Below are 18,458 nucleotides of genomic sequence, written 5' to 3' on the forward strand. Positions count from 1 at the left end.
ACCACGTATGAAAGCAAAAAAGCGACACGTCGCAGCCCAAGGCTATATTGCCCCCGGCTGTGCGGCGTGTCGCATTTTGTTAGTACGTGGTGAGATACTACTAACAGGCCGGGGGCTTTTTCTTGCCTGCCCCCGATAGGCATTTATCCGTTTATAAGCGCATCCGCTTGTTCCTTGCATTGTTCCCGGTAGGACTGAAAATCATCCCACTCGGAAATAAACTCGGCAGCACGCTCATGCTCCGGATTGACAAGAGCTATCATTCGATTTGATTGGATTGCTTCCACTCTGCTTGCCGAGTACCTCGTGCGGATCAGACCGGAAACGAATTCGTCATAAGTAGCCTCTTTTGCTTCAATCAGAGTACCTCCATCCACCATATCACCCGTATAGGCGTATCCCAATACAGGAGCGGACACCGGTTCGGTCACCTCACCCGAACGGGCATCCGACTCAGGAGAATACTCCTCACGCTGCTCGTTCAGATAGCACAAATAATGTTCGTTATCGAACTTTGAAAAAGTCTTTTTTTCTGCATAAATCCCTTTGTACATAATCACCGATATTTTAATCGGGATCGGTTATCTTATAAAAGCATTTACCCCGGTCACCGATTGGTTGTTTAATAATCTTTGCCGAACAGGGTTCATCCAATACTACATCCTTTAACTGTTTTATAAGAGCCTCCGAACCGGTAAAGGAGATATGTTCCACCCAATCCATTTTCGGAGTGCCGTCCTCGTTAGTGAGCAAAACTCCGGTTTTATCCTTTACCTGCTCGTAGATATCATACTGAATGATCAGGCATTCACCCTTATACTTGGATTCTTTTACCTCGAAACCTTTCAGGTGGATTTCCCTGTTCAAAATGTCATCAATGTGGTATTTATCTCCCGTGAGATTACCACCGCTGTTTGTTACTTCACTGAATGTTTTCATATTGAGAGTTTTTAATAAATAAATGCTATTGCAATGCTGCATGAACCCCAACCGGCTGGATGCCTGTATTCGGATCTCCTCATCACTCAGCCCACGTTTGCGTAATTTTGCCACCTCACGGCAGAGGTTTTTCTTGTTCTGCTTACGGGCGAGGCAATAATCATGAAACGTCACGTATCCCACGTAATTAACACCCCTGCTCTCTACCGGGAAAACCTGATAATTCGGCTTTATACTCAAAGCACGTTCATTATTCAGGTAGTGGTTGATAAACACAAGGGTTCCGTGGAGCTTTCCCTTATCCCCGTCCAGCAGGACAATATCATCAGCAAAACGGTAGTAATACCGGATGCCCATTTCTTCTTTCATGATATGATCCAGCTCTGAAAGGTACAAGTTTGCGAAAAATTGGGAGAGATAGTTCCCGATAGGCACTCCGCTCTCTGGCGAGTCCACGATGCCGTCAAGCAAGGCAAGCAGCCGGGCATCTTTCAACTTCCGGCGAATCACCTGTTTCATGATCTCGTGGTCTATACTCGGATAAAACTTGCGCACATCGATTTTCAGGCAGTACCGGGTTCCCTCCGGATCCGCTTTCAAGTCACGGCGGAGCTTGTATAAAAGAGGATGAATTCCACGCCCACGGATACAAGAATAGGTATCACGGGTGAAGTTCGAGAGCCATATCGGTTCAATCACCTGCATTATCGCCCAATGAACGACACGATCCCTGAAAGGAAGTTTAAAGATCTTCCTCTCTTTAGGTTCGTAAATGATGAAAGTTTTATATTCGGAGGTGCGGTAAGTACCGGTGATAAGTTCACGCTGGAGCTGTAATAGGTTCGCCTCCAAATGGGAGCCGTACTCTATTACTTCGCTTCGGCGAGTTTTGTGACGGGCGGCGTTGTGAAACGCCTGTTCGAGATTGCCATATTCGACAACTCGTTCAAACAAATTTCCATACCTTTTCATGGTCTGTTTCTGCGGTTCTGAGTGTCTGAGTGTCTGCTTTGCCTTACTCGGAAGCGTTCGAACCGTTACCGGCCTACCAGCGTCCTTTTGAGCGTTCGTCATCTTTTGCCAAGTGGCAAGGTCTTTCACCCCATCTAACCGTTTCCTAACTGCAAAGTATAGGGGAGCGGACACATTCGCATTCGAATTCGAGGCTGCATTGTTCGTATTCGTAGCAAACGCCCCTGCATTCGTGCCATTGTTAGCGTTAGCACCGGAGAGGCGGACACGAAGCCTGCGTCACACTAAGGGTAAAAACAACCTGTTAAACTTGGTTTAACGATGCAAAGATAAGCCTTTTAACTACATTTTCCCAAAACCGGCAAAAAAATCACAAAAATCGACTCGCCTAACGGCGAGTTCTGAAACCCGCCGAACAGCTTTCCAAAAACTCTCAATACAAAACTTCAAAGAACGTTCTTTTCCTGTTTCCGTTTTCCGTTTTCGTTTTAGGCCGACATCACCGGATCCGCATCGAAAAAGCAGAGGGGAGCGGACACAGACGCATACGAATACGAGGCTGCATTGCTCGTAGTCGTAGCAAACGCCCCCGCAGCCGTGCCATAGTTAGCGCCAGCACCGGAGAGGCGGACACGAAGCCCTTTGGATGATGCTGAACTCTCCCAAAAATAGTCACAAAAATAAGTCGAGGCGGTCGCTCCGATTTCGGTCGGCATGGCGCAAAGCAAGTAGTAACTTTTCTGTTTGATATAACCGCCGGTTCTCGGAACCTCGCAAACCTTGATTAGACCGGAAATCGAATTGTCATCATAACCGGCATAAAGGGACGGGGCAACATAAACCTCGGATTTCTCATCACCCACGTTATCGATAAGCCCCCGGACAATTTTCCATATATGGCCGAAAGGATGTTTCAGGCCAAAGAACACCGGAACCTTTGCCGCATAATGCAGCGAGCCGTCCTCCTTTAGCACGTTGAACGTGGTTTCACCGCAACCGTCACCCAACTCAATACCCGCAGAGGTCGGAACAACCGGATAATAACCCCACTGATCCCAATTCGGCATATTAGTGGTTCCGGCTCCGAGGCCACCCTGATACAGACCGTTGCTATCCTTTTCAGCAATCACGGTCTCCTGCATATTGCGGGTTCCGAATATAATCATGAAAAGGATTTCAACAACGGCCTGAGCCACGTACCAATTAGCATCCCAACCCTCGCCACGCTTACGGGCATAAGTTGAAAAACTACGGTACTGCAGAGCGGTTGCCACCATACCAAGCTGAGTGCGATAGGTTCCGTCACGGCTCGCATCATTGCCACCTCCACGATATTGGGCGGCATCACTCACAACCGAGCAAAGAATGGCGTTCGTTCTATCCATCACGCCACCACCGAGGGCGGAAAGGCCACCGGCGGGAATATACACGCACTGTTTGCCTTTGATAGGAGAAAGAGAAACCGCATAATATTTCAGATTCCCCACTTTCCACTCGGCAAAATAGAAACCGGTATTCCAACACCACATATACTGCCCCATCGTGCCATCCAGCTTGGCCGGTGTGCCGTCCTCGAAACGGTAGTGGTTCGTGGGATCCAGCTTGCGCCGGGTACGGTCATCCTGAACAAGGTAACAACCAAGCCCCAGCAGCTCAGGCAGCTTGCGGAGCATATCAAGGCTGCCGTGATAACCGGCGGCTCGGTACGTGGAATTCGATTCATTCCAATAACGTCCACAAACGGCATTGGCGGCGGAGGTAACAGCCTCCGACAAATTCATAACTTTGGACTCTCCATCCGTATCCAGCACCTCGATGCGCATATCGCTCACGCTGCCGGAGGCAGTATCGAGTTCGCTGATCTTCTTTCCGGCTTCAAAAGCCGAAAGCATCGCTAATACACGAGTTTCCTGATCGCTTGTCATATTTATCAAGTTTTTAAGTTAAACGTATTCTGCCTTTACTGTCAACCCGGATTTTACCGCCTCCGGTAAGGCGGACGGACGGAGCCTGAACCGTCACGTTTATGGTCTTGTACAAGTGGGTGGCCTGTGTCGGGATCACGTGGATCCGGCTCGTTCCGTTCTTGAGTGGAGTAACGACACCGGCGGGATCCACGCTCACGGCCACGTCATCACCCAAGAACAAAACATTCTGCAGGGAGTACGAGGGGAACATCTTGGCCACGATACGCTGAACGTAAGGATTACGCTGGGTGATGCGTTTCGTGTAGGTCAGTTCCATTCTCGTGGGAGCCAATGAAGCAGCACCTGATATGGACTCCTGCAGCTGCTTCATTTTCTCGATTTCGGCCTCTGCAGCGGTGGCCGTACTGCTCGCACGGGCGGCAGCGGCAAGAGCTTCCGATTTGGCCGCATTTACAGAGCTGGCCTCCTTATTCGCCGTATCAGCTGCGGAGGACGCTTTCGTGGCGGCATTCGTGGCATTGGAGGCGGCTCCGTTGGCTGCGTCCGTGGCTTTCTTTGCCGCTTCGGTAGCTGCTCCGGCAGTACCGGCGGCATCATTGGCACTTTTGGCAGCGTTATTGGCCGCTGTGGTTGCCTTATCTGCATTACCTGCAGACGTGTTGGCTTTTACTGCGGCTTCATTGGCGGCTTTCGTTGCCCCGCTGACCGCATCCAATGCCACGTCCTGCAATTTGGAGATAGGAGCCTCTACTACTTCCGGCACGCCACCGTTAAAGCGCAAAGCCGGAAGCGAGAGAAGCCCGTCCAACGAGGTGGCCACCGGTAGATCACCCACGCCTTTGGATTCGGCTCGGATGATCGCACGCACACGTTTAGCGATTTCCTGCAATTGAGCTTCTGTCAGTACCATAACTTATCCGTCTATCAATTTGACAATTTGTGCGTAACCGCCGGGGCTCAAAACCAATGCGGCTTCTTTTATCATTAGAGCCTCCTCCGCTGAGATTTCGATATCTCCGGTGGATTGATAGATCTTAAGGCTCAAGCTATAAGCACGGATTTTTTCATCACCACTCAAAGCATTCACCCTCTCATCTCTCCACTCCCCACTGAATAGGATCGGAGCAATGACATCTTTCATCAGCTGCTCCTGTTCCACATCCGTACCCTCTACCTTTTTCGTGATCACCAACCCCTTATAATTCATAAAGGGAACATTCAAATTCACTTTCATAAATACCTCCTTTTTATTATTACCAGTTATTATCATTCATTGCGCCCACTATCCATCCTCTGCCTAATAAGTTAGAAGCCGGTGAAGGACTCATGAAATCCGCTATATTCCTACAATCAGCGATAGTACCGCCCGGCCATTTTACCTTATTGCCATTCGAGTAGATATAAATTTCACTATTTTGATTATTCGCATTCATGACCGTTACCCGCTGGCTTTTCATCCCGCTCAATAAATACCGGTACGTCCCTGAAACCTTTATGATCACCAAGTCAACAGGGAAACCGGAAGCATCCCCAGTGGTTCCGTATAACGGAATGGTATAATAGGTCTCGTTATTGGATGACGTGGCCGAGGGTAGGGAGACATATACCTTACCGGTTTCCGTATCCAAACCATTTACGTAATAGTAACCATAACTGCCATATACCACCAGTGTATTGCGTTGCCTTGCCCCGAAATTACCACGACACCAAACATCGGAGGTATGGAAACGGAAAGAACGTTTTTTGTCATAGTCATAGCCCTGATGATACAGGTCACCGTTAAACCACATCTTTCCATCACTGCCAAAGGAGATGCCTCCGACAATATCCCCGCTATTATTCACGCAGTTTAAGGATTTGAAGGAACCCGACACACCGACAACCGTTCCGCTGAACTCGCCGTTCTTGGCGATTATCTTTCCATCCGTGGTGAATTGTACGTTACCATTCGCAGTTACAAGCCCCTCCAGCTTGATATGCTTGGCGTTTATTGTCACGGAGTCCGCCGCTTGGTTGATATAGGAAACAATCGTATCACCATTCTCAAGCGTCTTGCTCGCCCATAACTTATTGCCGTCTGCAGTAGTAATCCACCCAGCCTTGCTGATGGTTCCGTCTATCGTATCCACCCGGCTAACAATGGCATTGATTTGTTGTGCCGTCACGTGAAAGCTGCTCTCGTGCGTGGTGACACGATTGCCAAGACTGTCCACCTCGGTAATGGTAGCCCACAGCTTGTTGCCGTCTGTCGTGGTGATCCAACCGGCGGTCTTGATGGTATGGTCTATGATTCCCAAATCATCCTCCGCCTTATCGATACGGCTCACGATAGCATTGATCTGCTGCGCCGTCACGTGAAAGCTGCTCTCGTGCGTGGTGACACGATTGCCAAGACTGTCCACCTCGGTAATGGTAGCCCACAGCTTGTTACCGTCTGCCGTGGTGATCCAACCGGCGGTCTTGATGGTATGGTCTATCTTATTCACCTCCTCGGCCACGGCAAGAATATGCTCGGCGGTCTGCTCGAACTTGGTACTGACCTCTTTTTTATAATCCTCTAACGGATGATTGGTCAGGGTTAGCTGCTCGATATACAAGTCACCGGTAAATTTCAGGAGAAAATCACCGGTTCCGTTCCATACTCCTGATATCTCCAGTATATCAAAGCCCTCACCAGCCGGAATAACCTGCTCCACATAGGGAGCGGATCCACTGAAACCGGCAGTCAGGCTCCCCTCCTCGGCGCAATGATATTTCAAGGTTAGAAATATGACGCTGCCATCTTCCGGCTTGGTGATATCCGCATTCAGCTGGCGAATGTGACTCCGTTTGATCCGGAGCATGAAACGGCCATCGAAAGAGTCAATATCGGCCACCTTGTTTTTCTCGGAATAGAAATTCACGCCTAAATCAAGCAGCTGCCCTCCGATATCAAATAAAGCCATATCACTCTCACGCTCCCAATAAGCCATGTCATCCTGAAAGCTGGCGTTTTTCAAAAAGTTATCCTCCTCGGTCATCGTGTTGACAACGCTCTGCATGGCACTTTGCAGCATACCCTCCATTATCTCGAATTTCGTCCGGACATCCTCACCGGTACGCAGACGGAAATCACCCAGCAGATAGGCGTTGTTGGAATACAGACCATATCCCTGCAGCTGCCCCCACCAATAGGTAATAATACCGGCCAGACGTCCAAGCCGGAGACGCACGGCGTTGTCAGGATCCGTTTTCATCCCGTACAGGACATCAAGATACGGACTGCCCTCCTCAACGCTGGTTTGTTTGATAACCCCTTTGCGGTCTGAATTGGTGGCGGAGTCCACACGGGTAAGCACGTCACGAAAAACAACACTACCCTCATCGCCTACAAAATTCTTATAGGTGATGCTATCGAGCCGTTCCTCTCCTTTGGAGGTATCACCGACTTTGGCAGTGACCACCTGCAGTTCGTACTGCTTGATGATACCATCCACGGAAAAACGCTGAACCATCAGGATATCACCCGGACGGAAAGGGTTGTAAAGGACTCCTTTCTCCGTATCGAGATAGATTGTCTTTGTGCCCGCATCGATGTGATCGACACGCATCATGTCAGTTGTCAGACGGGTTCCGTTCTCACCCATCAGTTGTGAGATGACAAATTCATACACTCGCATAACCCCACGGACGGTCATCTCGTCCAGCTCCATGACGGCTTTCTTTTCCTTTACTCCTGCGGCATTAAGCACCTCTTTCCAAAACAATGCCCATCCGGTTCCGCCGGGGAAACCCGAAGTAAAGACCTCGGAGGAAAGCAGACCTTTGAAAGTGGAGTCTTTCTCTACCGTAAGGCTTTCAACAAGAGCCTCGCCGATAACCTTTATCCCCTTCAAAAAGGTTTCAAGCTCTTTCGCCGTGTCGGGTATGTCCTTTCTGAGGTATTTGTCTGCCGTTTCTTTTTCCAGCTTGCTCAAGGAATTTGCGATCGTGCGTATTGTCCGGACGGCGGAAAGGACGTTATACTCGGTGGGATCAATACTGTCCCAGCTTTTCAATACGGTCAGCACGTCCTTATTCAGCTGTTCCTTATAGGCTGCCTGAATATCCACGATATTACTCTCGATCTGATTGATACGCCCGTAATCAACCGCATACGTGCATTCAATATCCATATCTGTGGTATTATTCACCCGGCGGGAGATCTTGGTCACACGGCTCTCGTGAGTGCCGGTGGGGAAATAAATCTCATTCTCCAAAAGGACACGCCGCCCCAATTTCAAATCGATATGGTTCTCATCCAAATAGATGTAATCGGTTGGAGCCTTATAGACTGACGTATCAATGCTTATCGACTCGATATGCTTCTGAACGGCCTCCTCAAATTCTTTTTCCGCCAGCGGATAATACTCTTTAGGCATCCGTATGTTCCAAAGGATATACTCGTCACCCGGCTTCGGGATCAGCAGGCCGCCCGGTAGCTGCTGGTTCTCATACGGGAATTGCGTGATAATCTCGAACTCCTTTGTCTCGGAGTTGAAATTCACCTCAAAATCACGCCCGTTCAACTCCCCGCCTTGAAACGACACCTGTTTAACAAGCCCCTCGATCTCATACGTGTTCGGATCGAAATTCAACCCCTCATCAGTAAAATAATATATAGTGAACGCATTGCCGTCCTCACCTGTGGCCTCTTCCGTCCTGACACCGGTAACAGTACCGATTCGTTTCGGGAATATGTACGCAAAGGCCTCCTCCTCCGCCTGCTCCACGATTCCAAGATGGATATTCCTTTCCACGTAACGGACACCACCCGGAAGCTGCAGGCGGCGGTGACCGTAATCAGAGGCCACGATATTACGGGTACTGCCAAGAGGATACAACCGGGTAAAGAAAGGAACCGTATCATTCTCCACACGGGAAAGCCTGAGCAGCCCCTTTCCGTACCCCAAAGATACGGGAGTGCCGTGTTCACAACGGCTCAGATTGATAGTGGTTCCCTCGATCCACCATTCGGTATTGAAATTCTTGGCTATTTCCGAAAGGGCATCGAAACAAAATATCTTATCATACTCTATGTTTACATTAGCGGAGGACACCACCTCGCCGATAACCCAATTTTTCGTCCCCTTGATACGGTTTATATTGTCACATATCAGCTGCAGGTGTTCGGCAGCCGTGGCATCATAGGAAAAGGAAAGCTCATCGTCACCGTCCACCATCTTGAGGACTTTGGCCTTTTTAAGCTCACTCTCTATACCGTAGAACTTGCAGCTGTAGGCATACTCAACGGTGGATTTCTGCTCCGGCTTGTAATCCTCCAGCAGCGTGAAGCGTTCACCCTCAAAATCCACGTAATCATTCACGCCCAGTTCCACGTACTCGTAAAGGGTAAACGACAAATTCAGGATATTGTCATTCATCACTTCCTTTACGTGGCGGTCGGAGTCTGACGGCGATACCGCAGTCTTGAACACCCCTTGCTGGTTGTATATTTTAAGCTCCATTTTGAACGCTGTTTGAATAATGTTTGAATACTATAACGAGGGAACCGGTTCCCGAAATTTCACGCTGAATTTTGCGATGACCTCACCCCCGAAATCGGTCAGCTGGGTGTAATCCGTGCAATCCTTGTAGTACATCCGGTAACTCCTGCCAAGCTCCGGAGGGTTGATGGTCAACCATCCCTTATTACCGGCCTTGAGAAATTTCAGGAATGACGAATAACGGGACAGGAATTGCGCCCGGTCTGCCGCTATGATCGCAAATTGCAGGGTGACATCACGAGCCTCCCATGCGGGTAAAAGCGCATCAGGCAGTTTCTCCCCGTCTTTTTCCCGGAATGACACAGCCGTGTGCGGCTTTGCCGATGGCGGTTTCAGCAGGGCGGAGTAATTCTTGGTATCACCCGCTTTCTCCTCTGCGAGGAATGCCCCATAATCCACAAAGACATCAACCCCGTTTATCAGTAACAAGCCTTTTAAAATATCCATTGTCATTTCATCTTTAAACCGTTTTGTTTGATATCCCTTATCTCATCGTATATCTTTGGCAAGGCATCGGTGTTCGTCTTTATCTTATCGATCGTTTCCAATGCTCCGCCTATGCCCTCTGATATATTCTCCACGTTCTCATCGATGGAGGCATCGTGCATCTGCAGGGAGGTCATCAATCCCTCCAGCTTTGTACCCTGATCCTGTGTGAGGGTTTGGAAAGCACCGGCACGCCCGCTTTGGGTGGTAGTCTTTTCCTCATCGTTTTTCCAAAGATCATACCCCATAGCGGCGGCCTTGTCTTTCCACGCTTCCATCCACGATTGAGCCGCATCAACGTTATTCCCGATATTGTCATAAAAGCTATCAATCAGGTGCATGGCATCACCCGCAATCTGTTCCTCACTTTTACCGCTTCCATATACCGCCTTTAACTTTTTCTGCAGGTCATCGAACTTATCGGCAAAGAACAGGGAATATGCGATCTGCTCTCCGAGGTTCTCCAGCACGGAAGCGGCCTGATCCGCAAAATTCTCCAATGCCGTGCCGCTTCCCTTGATGGCGGAAGTGATGGAGTCGAGCATTCCCTGACCGAGGCTCCCGAACGTTTCCTGCAGATAATCCTCCAAAGCCTGTTCCGCCTCGTCCATCGCATCTTTCAGGTCGATCAGGTTCTCAAGATAGTTCCGGGTTTCATCGCTCATCTTACGGGTATCGAGAATGACTTGGAGCATCTCCGTATCCAGCTCGCCGTTGGCCTTTATCAGTTCAGGGTAAACATCAAGGATCCCGCTATAAACATCCTTTCCTTTTCCCCAGCCGAACAATCCCGTTTTTTTATGTCCCGTAACGATCTGCGCATCGTTCAACCCGCCAAAACCTTTCTGATAGTTCTCCAGCCGTTTGCGGTAGGTTCCGGCAAAATCACCCGTCATGCGCTCTATCCAGTTCATGGTGGGAGCGTCACCGGCCAGTTCTTCCTTGAATTGCGAGAGGGCATCACGATAGACCTCTATCGCATTAGCGGCCTTTGCTACCTGACGCTCCCCGAATATGTTCTCCGCCTTTTCGAGCAAAAGGTTCTGCTCCAGCAGTAAGAGGTTGTATTGCCGCTGGAAATCGAGCTTTGCCTTTTCAATCTCTTTTAGAGCCTCCTTGTGGCGGGCTTCCGCAGCAAAGGCCGAGGTCAGGAAATTTGCGGCCTCACCGATAGCCGCACCGATGCCACCGATCAAGCCACCCTTGGCGAAACCTTGTCCGATATTGGAAACCGCCCCCATCACCTGCTGCATACCGTTCAGGGCATCGGCAACCTCGTTGTCACCCATCTGGTCAAACATATTGGCAAGTTCACCAGCCGCCTCGGACGCTGCCCCGCTGATCGTACCGATTGCGCCGGACACCTCTTTGGCTCCTTTCGCACCTTTGAGTTCGGCAAAGCCTTTCTCAAATGTCTTGAAGATGTTCTCCCACTTATTATTGCCTCCCTTGCCGGTATCGAGCAATTTATCAAGGGCTTTTTTCAGCTTTTCAAGTTCTGCCGGACTTTTCTCTATGTTTTTCAGTTGATCCGGAGAGATGAACGTGATACCTTTCGCATCTCCCTTGCCGGATAAATATGCACGCAACTGCTTCGCCTGTGAGATAAGTTTCTGCAGTGAGTCGAAAGACATGGAAGAATAATCCCCAAAGAGCTTTTTAAAGAAATCATTGTCCTTTGAGATACTGTCAGCCTCCGCATCATTCACTGATTGGATGCCTTGTTTTACCTTTTCTCTTGCGACGGCTATCGCCCGGTCAATCTCCGCCGAGTTTGCCTCAGTCCGCTCCGCCTCCAATTTAGCGATATCATCATCACCTTGTTTCTTTATAGCCGCACGCTGTGCCTCATAGTCACGATATTTAGTCAGAAGTTCCTGCAGGGTTTCCTGCTGTTTCTTCTTTTTCTCCTCGTTATCCTTTTTCTCCTTACCGTCAATCTCTGCAACGGTGGCATCATATATCTGTGCAACCTGTATACGCTGGGTTGCGGCCTGTGCCGAGATATTGGCAAGCTGCTCAGGAGTAACTTTTTCCCCGGCGGCTTTCAGCTTGTTATAAAGTTCAATGCGCTGTTGCTCCTCACGGTTGATACGCTCTTTCTCCCGCTCAAAGTTCAACGATGCCTCCTCACGCTCCTTGTCATATCCCTCTTTCAGGATGGCGATACGCTGATCCTCTATCTTTTGCCGGGCTTTCAGTTCCAGCTCGGCGAGGTTGTTGGCCGGTTTCGCTTTATCCTTGTTGTTCTCAGGAGCCACGAACCCGCCGATACCGGATTTCTTTCCCAGCTCGGCATATTCCTCCTGCAGTTTCCTTGCCTCCTCCAGATAAGCGTCCCGCTGTTCCTCGGCGGCTTTTACGGCTGCATCCTTGGCCTCCTTATTATGTTTCTCGATCAACGTCTGAGCGTCAATCTGACCGTAAGACTCGCTTTGAGCCATATAAAGTCCCATTTTAGAGAACCAGCCCATCGAACCCTCGACATCGGATTCGGGAGTAGCCTTTACCTCGTTCACCTTTTCGTCCGCTTCCACCGCCTTGTTCACAAGGCTTTGGGCTTTCGCTTGCAGGAAAAGCATTTGGATATAGTCATCACTCTTTTGGATCAGCACATCGTACCACTCGGCAACGGTATTGTAATACCCGAAGCTCTCGCCGTATTTCCGGTTCAACTCCTCGACTTTAGCCTTTTCCTGTTCCTTACTGCCGGTAAAGTCTTTCAGGCTCTTTGTCGTATTTTCTATCTCGAAACGGGTTTTAATCATTTGGGCACGCCCGTCACTCTCTATTTTTACCCGTTCTTTCGCCTTTTCCGCCGCTTTCTCCTGCGCATCGCTGTATTTATCCCAAAGAACGATAAGCCCCGTTATTACGGCGGAAAGCCCTAATGTCAGAGTGGCCATCAAAGCGGTGGCCGCCGCATTGGAGATACCCAACGAAACGGCCAGCTTTGTATTGGCCGCCGTCAGCAGCTTTTTCATCTTGACAACGGTAACCAGCCGAAAAGCGGAATCCTTGTTCAGGGTATTCATGACTTGCTGCAGCCCCATAGTGACGGCCATGACGCTCTGCACACGGGTTTGTATCTTTATCAGATCCTCGTTTTCCGAGGCAAAAATCCCCATGACACCGGTGGCGGTCGTGAATAGACCGGACAAGCCGTTCACACCGCTCATCACTCCCTGCAAGGCAGCATCATCATTGGCGAGAATATTCGTTTGGGTACGCAGATCACCGATGGTATCGGCTAATACAGCGGCTTTATCGGCCATCTCCGCATACTCTTTGGTGTTCTGTTTGCCCTCCAAATGTAGGCGAGCCATCGCATCCTGCATCTCCCGGAGCTGCATGGAAAGCCGTTTGGTGGAAACGGATGCCTTGTCATGCTCCGCCTCAAGGGAGGAGAGAATGTTCTTGTCCTCCTGCAGGGCTTTGGTACAGGCATCTATCTCCGCACGCATCTCCAGCTGCGCCTTTCCGGGTGCAAGGTTGTCGTATTGCTTCTTTAAATCCTTGAGACAGGATTCAACATACTTGATCTGCTCTTTTTGGGCGGCAATACGGTCTGTGATGCTTTTAGACACCTGCTCGGCCTTATCTCCCAGCGTTTCGGCGGACTTGCCCGCCTTGTCAATGCCGGGAGAGAGCTTGTCTCTCATTATGAATTCTATCTCAACGGGTTTCATTGTTCTTTCAATCGTGATTGGAAAAATCCGGAAAGGCTTTTAGGTTTCCCTTTACCGCCTTTGCTTCCGGTTCGGTTGTTATCATTCTCTTTCTCGTAATGTGGCGCATCGGCAAGCATCATCCGGAGGGTTTGGTAATTGACACCCCAAAGAATGTATTTTACACTCCAGCCGGTGGCCGCAGCTATCTGCCACACTATACCAAAGGGGCTATGGGATCCGACATATTTCGTTCTTAACTCCCCTTTCTTTTTTGGCTCTCTCTCGGTTTCAGTGGATTGGATATCTGAACCGATTCGATAATACGCATAAAAGACTTTGTACCAAGCAAAGTGACAAAACGCTGGTTAGCACCCTGCAGGTACTTGTCAGGAACAAACCATCTCAAGAGCCATGCGACAATACCGGAAAACAATAGACCGGAAACCGCCCCACGGCAGATGGTCAGGGATACCATCTTGGAAACACGTTTGCCATGAATGGCAAGGAACGCCATCTCCTCATGCTTGTTGAACTGCTCCATCTCCTCGTATGTGATACCCAACTGCAGGTATAGCCTTGCGATCCGGATCTGACTCCCCAAGCAGGGACGTTTCATGGTTACCCTGATCGATACCGGTTTCTTTCTGAATGGCATCTTAAACTGCAAAAAAGGCAGGGAAACCCCTACATCAAGCAAAGCCTCCGCTGCCTCTATTTCCACGTTCTTTTTCATGGGTTACGCATTACCAGCCGCCTGACTCAACGTGAGGGTGGCCTTTTTGGTATTATCAGCCGCAAGGATAAACTCTACCGATCCGTTTCTCGCAGCCCCGGTATTGGCATCCGCCGTGATGGTAATCCTGCCGTTTACAATCTCAAGGCTGAAACCGGCGGGAACCTTTCCAACGGAAAACGCTCCGGAGGCTTCAATATCCACCGTCTTGCTTTCTCCACCTTTGGCGAATGACAAAGAGGTGGGCGTTATGGAAATAAATGGAACCGTGTCATCAAAGCTGAAAGGAGAACCTCCATCCAGCGGGTTCAACATTTCCATTTCACATTCGATACCCAGCGGATCATCACCGCCAATCTTGCCACGTACCACACCGTCCAGCGTCATGCGTTTCACCTCGATAGTCTGACCGGTTCCGCAGAGGATTTTCAATGTACCCTCCAATGAAACGGATTCCGAGGGAGCCTCCCATTTTGTACCGTCCACCGTTCCGCCCATCACGTCCTTACAGTTCTGAGGAACAAGTTCAATCAGGGTAAACTTTAGCAGATTGGTAGCATCCTTTTTCTTTATTTTCTTGACCGGGGCATTACGAACCTGTGCGGCAAAGAGCTTGATATATTCAGCGGCATCACCGCCCCAATCGATACCGTCATCAGAAACATTGCCGATCTTTTTACCATTGAAATAAATGGCATCAAGGAGCATCATGTATCCATCATTCACATATACTTTTGACATCGTTCTCTATTTTAAAAAGGTTAATATTCTATTCTTTAGTTTCTTTAGTGGAGAGGTAAGCAGCAAACTGCCCACGAATCCGGCTAAAAGCCATTTATACCATGTAGCGGGAGGTTTTTCCTTGATACTTTCAGCGGCATCGCTCTCCGCCTTGTAGGTTTCATCACTCCGGCTGCTCGTCTGTTCCATCCGGGAAATAACCCGTTTTAAGCTATCCACCTCGTTGCGCTGTCGGAACACCTCACGCTCGTAAAAAAGGCATTGCCGGGCGATAGAGTCACATTTACCCTTAACCGTGATATTATCGCCATGCCTTTGCACGCTTACCGATGCCTGACCGTCTTTGGTCGTGTAGCCAGCACCATCCGGCAGGTTAAGGAGGTTCTGTATCGGAACATCCACTTTCGCCTCCGACTCCGGAATCCCCTCCCGTGTCAGGGCGGTTATCGTCTGTCCCTGCAGTAGTTCCCCCGTCCTCTGAGCCGTCACGTCTGACTGCTCTCCGGTTACTCCGGTGGTGGTTCCGCTTTTCGTCTGTTCCGTCAGCGTGTGTGACTGCTGGCTCTTGGTTAATTTCGCCGTGGCACATCCCATCAGGCAGAACACGGCTATAAGTAGCACGAGGGTTACCCCTCGGATTGGATTTCTCATCATTTCCTGTTTGTTTATTGATTACTTTTCTTAATCTCTCCACCTCTTTGGTAAGACGGGAGAGCTTTTGGATCATCTCCTCCTGATTCGCTTTCAGGTCGGCATTCTCTCTACGGAGTTGGATATTCTCATCCAATATCTTCCGGTTCTCACTACTGAGCATATTGATGGACGCCTGAAGCTGGGATAACATATCATTGTTCTGCTTTCTACGGCCAACAAACCATGTGAAGATGCTCCCGATAAAACCACCCGGCAGGGCGAACATTAAAAAATCCATCAGACCGTCCATCTCTTTGCTTTGTTATTGGTTAATGCCTATTTTCCTGAGCCATGCCTGAACGTCAAATGACGGGCACGCCTTGGCCGCAATCTCGTTATGACCGATGATTCTCACCCGTGGGAAACGGCGGTGGAAGTCTTTCACGTAATCCTCCAACGCTTTCAGCTGGCCGGGAGTACGGGTGTCTTTGGGAGTCTTGCCGTCAGCGGCCACACCGCCAACGTACACAATGTGCCGGGAAATGGAATTGTACCCTTTTGCTCCATTGGTAATCTCCCACGGATCCACCCGTGCGTCCTCGTTGTTCCGGGCCAATCGCTCCACCGTTCCGTCAAGGTGAAACATATCGGTATATCCCACCTGCTTCCAGCCACGCCCACCCTTACTCACCGGGTTCGTGTGCCATGCCCGGATATCGTTACCCGTTACCTTACGGCCTTGAGGCGTGGCGGTACAGTGGATTACCAAATATTTCAATTCTGCCATAACCTTATCCCGCTGCAGGGGTTCCCTGCACTAAAGCGATTACACCCTTTTTATCTTCCCGCATGATACGGCCACCGGCACGTACAAGGAATGAATAAATATCACCGTAATAGGTTGCGTCACCCTCGTTCTCGAACGCTTTCACCTCACCCAGCGCACGGCAGACGCTTTGCTCGTGCCATGCAAGACCGGCGGCGAGGTCGGTGGCTGCACCGGCGGTACTCCATGTTTTGGGAGCTTTGGCCGCAGTGTAAAGGGCTGCCCTGCTACGCATCATGATATTAAAGCTGAACAGCTTACCGAGGATACCGTTCTGCGCATCGGCGGAAGCGAGGAACGCCGTGTTCTCGTTCTCCGTCAGGCTATTCAACAGCTGGGAGTACATCTGCGCATCCAGCAGCAAATAACGCCCCTCCTGCGGAATATCATCATTATTGAACTTGGTCATCAAGCCCAACACGTCTGCCTTGCAGATACCTTTGCGCTTACCGGTGGCCTTATCTGTGTAAGCATCAATCTCCGCACCGGTGGTTTCAATGCACTGTGCGGCGGCGGGACTCCAGTTGAAAATGAAATCGAGTGCCACATCATCCTGCAGTTTGAGTTTATCCTGACGCAGGACGGACTCCCGTTTGTCATAGCTGAGTTCCACCGTGTCGGCGTTAGGGATAAGTACCGGATCAGTGGTGTATTCATCCAGCGGGAACGTCACATCGATATCCGTTCTTTTGGTTACCTTAGCGGGAAGTTCGGTTCGGTTTTTCTTGGTTCCGGATGCTGCACCGGCATTCGGAATGTGAACAATTTTTCCGTTGTTCACGTACTCATCGGCGTTGAACGCCTTGCTCAGGAAGCTATTGGAGGCAAACAAGCCCTCCACGATAGCCGCCATCCAAATTTCTTTCTGAATTGCCATTTCTATTCTTGTTTTACTGGTTAATAATTACAGATTCGGTTCGATGCCGAAACGTTCCTTAAACTTGGACTTATACAAGTCCGGGGCGGCATCTTTCAGCTCAACGAGCTTACCGGCCTTATCCAGTTCGTCCCATGACTTGTCTTTCCAATCACCGAGAGTCACACCGGATCCTTTATCCGTGTTGATTTGACCGGCCACGTTTGCACGACACGGGATAGCTGCCAGCATAGCCTTTGTTCCCTCGAAATCCTTATCGAAAAGGTTCAGCAGGTTCTCACGGCCTTTCGCATCATAGCGTCCGTCTTTAATGGCCGCATCGGTCAGGGAAACCGCCTCCCGCTTTTGGGATTCCTTTTTGGCCTCGTTCATTTTATCCACTGCGGCGGCCAGCGTCTTGTTTTCTTTTTCCAAGCGGTCGGCATTGGCAATGATTCCCTGAATGGCGGTTACGATTTCCGCCTCGCTTGCAGAGTCCTGCAGCTTCAATACTCCTGTAAGTACGCTCATTTTTAATTGTTTTTTTGGGTTATTACTGTGATCTATCAACCGGATAAGATTACCCTTATCATTCAGGTCGATAATCTGTTTGCTCTCTCTGTCATAGAATACCAGCGCATTGTGATTGGCTCCGATTGTAACGACACTGCCCTCCCGAACCGTCCATCTCGTAACGGTAGGGAGTGTTTGTCCGGGGAGCATCAGGTCATAGGCATCGCTTTTCTCCTCCGGAGGCCACGCACCGATAGAGGCCATACGGATAAAGTCATTCTCAACTTTACGCTTTACCTCTGCGGCACGGGCATCTCCCTCATCGAACACGGCATCGGCTAAAATCTTACCTCCCTCAACACGGATATTTTCCCACCGGCCAATCGGCAGGGAGTAATCATCGTGATTCAAAAGCATCACGGGATTCTTTTTAAACTCCTCCAAATTGGCTCCGCTGGTGAGCATCCTAAACCCGTAGGTGTTCACCGACTCATCGTGTAATACAAAGGTTAATTTACCCATTTCGCTCGTTTGATTTTGTGACAAAATTCAGGGTAAAAAACGGGCTGTACAAATCGGTCTGTAACGGTTTCAGATTAAACTGCAACCATTACAGTTTAAACGTAAAACATTAC

Annotated in this window: 16 protein-coding genes; 1 reads left to right on the top strand and 15 read right to left on the bottom strand. The window is 49.7% G+C overall.

Features of this window, described 5'->3' with window-relative positions; translation table 11 throughout:
* Nucleotides 1-143 precede the first annotated feature (143 nt).
* From HMPREF1534_RS09540 to HMPREF1534_RS20975, 4 genes are all read right to left on the bottom strand, one after another.
* A complete protein-coding gene (locus tag HMPREF1534_RS09540; RefSeq protein WP_005940311.1) occupies nt 144-554 on the bottom strand; it encodes a hypothetical protein in 411 nt (136 codons plus the stop codon).
* 13 nt (nt 555-567) lie between these two features.
* The gene (locus HMPREF1534_RS09535; RefSeq protein ID WP_005940314.1) at nt 568-1,911 is read right to left on the bottom strand and encodes an RNA-dependent DNA polymerase; all 1,344 of its coding nucleotides are present in this window, start codon (nt 1,909-1,911) and stop codon (nt 568-570) included.
* 488 nt (nt 1,912-2,399) lie between these two features.
* A complete protein-coding gene (locus tag HMPREF1534_RS09530) occupies nt 2,400-3,836 on the bottom strand; it encodes a hypothetical protein (RefSeq protein ID WP_005940317.1) in 1,437 nt (478 codons plus the stop codon).
* A 13-nt stretch (nt 3,837-3,849) separates the two neighbouring features.
* Nucleotides 3,850-4,155: a hypothetical protein gene (locus HMPREF1534_RS20975; protein WP_258462135.1), complete on the bottom strand. Its 306-nt coding sequence runs from the start codon at nt 4,153-4,155 to the stop codon at nt 3,850-3,852.
* A 31-nt stretch (nt 4,156-4,186) separates the two neighbouring features.
* On the opposite strand from HMPREF1534_RS20975, the gene HMPREF1534_RS20980 reads away from it, so the two are divergent.
* On the top strand, nt 4,187-4,732 hold the full coding sequence (locus HMPREF1534_RS20980; protein WP_187327029.1) for a hypothetical protein: 546 nt from the start codon (nt 4,187-4,189) through the stop codon (nt 4,730-4,732).
* Between the two features lie 20 nt (nt 4,733-4,752).
* Here HMPREF1534_RS20980 and HMPREF1534_RS09520 read toward each other — a convergent pair whose 3' ends face one another.
* The 11 genes from HMPREF1534_RS09520 to HMPREF1534_RS09475 all read right to left on the bottom strand — a co-directional run bounded on the left by HMPREF1534_RS09520 (nt 4,753) and on the right by HMPREF1534_RS09475 (nt 18,345).
* Complete coding sequence (locus HMPREF1534_RS09520; protein ID WP_005940325.1) at nt 4,753-5,073, bottom strand: hypothetical protein; 321 nt, start codon at nt 5,071-5,073, stop codon at nt 4,753-4,755.
* Nucleotides 5,074-5,092: 19 nt separating this feature from the next.
* Nucleotides 5,093-9,325, bottom strand: coding sequence for a hypothetical protein (locus HMPREF1534_RS09515; protein WP_005940328.1), 4,233 nt, complete (start codon nt 9,323-9,325; stop codon nt 5,093-5,095).
* Nucleotides 9,326-9,355: 30 nt separating this feature from the next.
* Nucleotides 9,356-9,817: a hypothetical protein gene (locus HMPREF1534_RS09510; RefSeq protein WP_005779424.1), complete on the bottom strand. Its 462-nt coding sequence runs from the start codon at nt 9,815-9,817 to the stop codon at nt 9,356-9,358.
* The gene (locus HMPREF1534_RS09505; protein WP_018452409.1) at nt 9,814-13,539 is read right to left on the bottom strand and encodes a hypothetical protein; all 3,726 of its coding nucleotides are present in this window, start codon (nt 13,537-13,539) and stop codon (nt 9,814-9,816) included. Before HMPREF1534_RS09505 ends, HMPREF1534_RS09510 begins: the two co-directional genes overlap by 4 nt.
* On the bottom strand, nt 13,536-13,736 hold the full coding sequence (locus HMPREF1534_RS0119010; RefSeq protein WP_005779428.1) for a hypothetical protein: 201 nt from the start codon (nt 13,734-13,736) through the stop codon (nt 13,536-13,538). Before HMPREF1534_RS0119010 ends, HMPREF1534_RS09505 begins: the two co-directional genes overlap by 4 nt.
* Before the next feature lie 38 nt (nt 13,737-13,774).
* Nucleotides 13,775-14,254 (bottom strand): hypothetical protein, encoded by a 480-nt coding sequence (locus HMPREF1534_RS09500; RefSeq protein ID WP_005940336.1) that lies wholly within the window; start codon nt 14,252-14,254, stop codon nt 13,775-13,777.
* A 3-nt stretch (nt 14,255-14,257) separates the two neighbouring features.
* Nucleotides 14,258-14,995, bottom strand: coding sequence for a BACON domain-containing protein (locus HMPREF1534_RS09495; RefSeq protein WP_005940338.1), 738 nt, complete (start codon nt 14,993-14,995; stop codon nt 14,258-14,260).
* 6 nt (nt 14,996-15,001) lie between these two features.
* Nucleotides 15,002-15,649, bottom strand: coding sequence for a hypothetical protein (locus tag HMPREF1534_RS20985; protein WP_258462133.1), 648 nt, complete (start codon nt 15,647-15,649; stop codon nt 15,002-15,004).
* A gap of 301 nt (nt 15,650-15,950) precedes the next feature.
* Complete coding sequence (locus HMPREF1534_RS09485; RefSeq protein WP_005940344.1) at nt 15,951-16,415, bottom strand: N-acetylmuramoyl-L-alanine amidase; 465 nt, start codon at nt 16,413-16,415, stop codon at nt 15,951-15,953.
* A gap of 4 nt (nt 16,416-16,419) precedes the next feature.
* On the bottom strand, nt 16,420-17,331 hold the full coding sequence (locus HMPREF1534_RS09480) for a hypothetical protein (RefSeq protein ID WP_005940346.1): 912 nt from the start codon (nt 17,329-17,331) through the stop codon (nt 16,420-16,422).
* A gap of 27 nt (nt 17,332-17,358) precedes the next feature.
* The gene (locus HMPREF1534_RS09475; protein WP_005940349.1) at nt 17,359-18,345 is read right to left on the bottom strand and encodes an HK97 family phage prohead protease; all 987 of its coding nucleotides are present in this window, start codon (nt 18,343-18,345) and stop codon (nt 17,359-17,361) included.
* Nucleotides 18,346-18,458: the final 113 nt, after the last annotated feature.

The sequence above is a fragment of the Phocaeicola massiliensis B84634 = Timone 84634 = DSM 17679 = JCM 13223 genome (genome assembly GCF_000382445.1).
In the GTDB taxonomy this organism is placed as follows: Bacteria; Bacteroidota; Bacteroidia; order Bacteroidales; family Bacteroidaceae; genus Phocaeicola; species Phocaeicola massiliensis.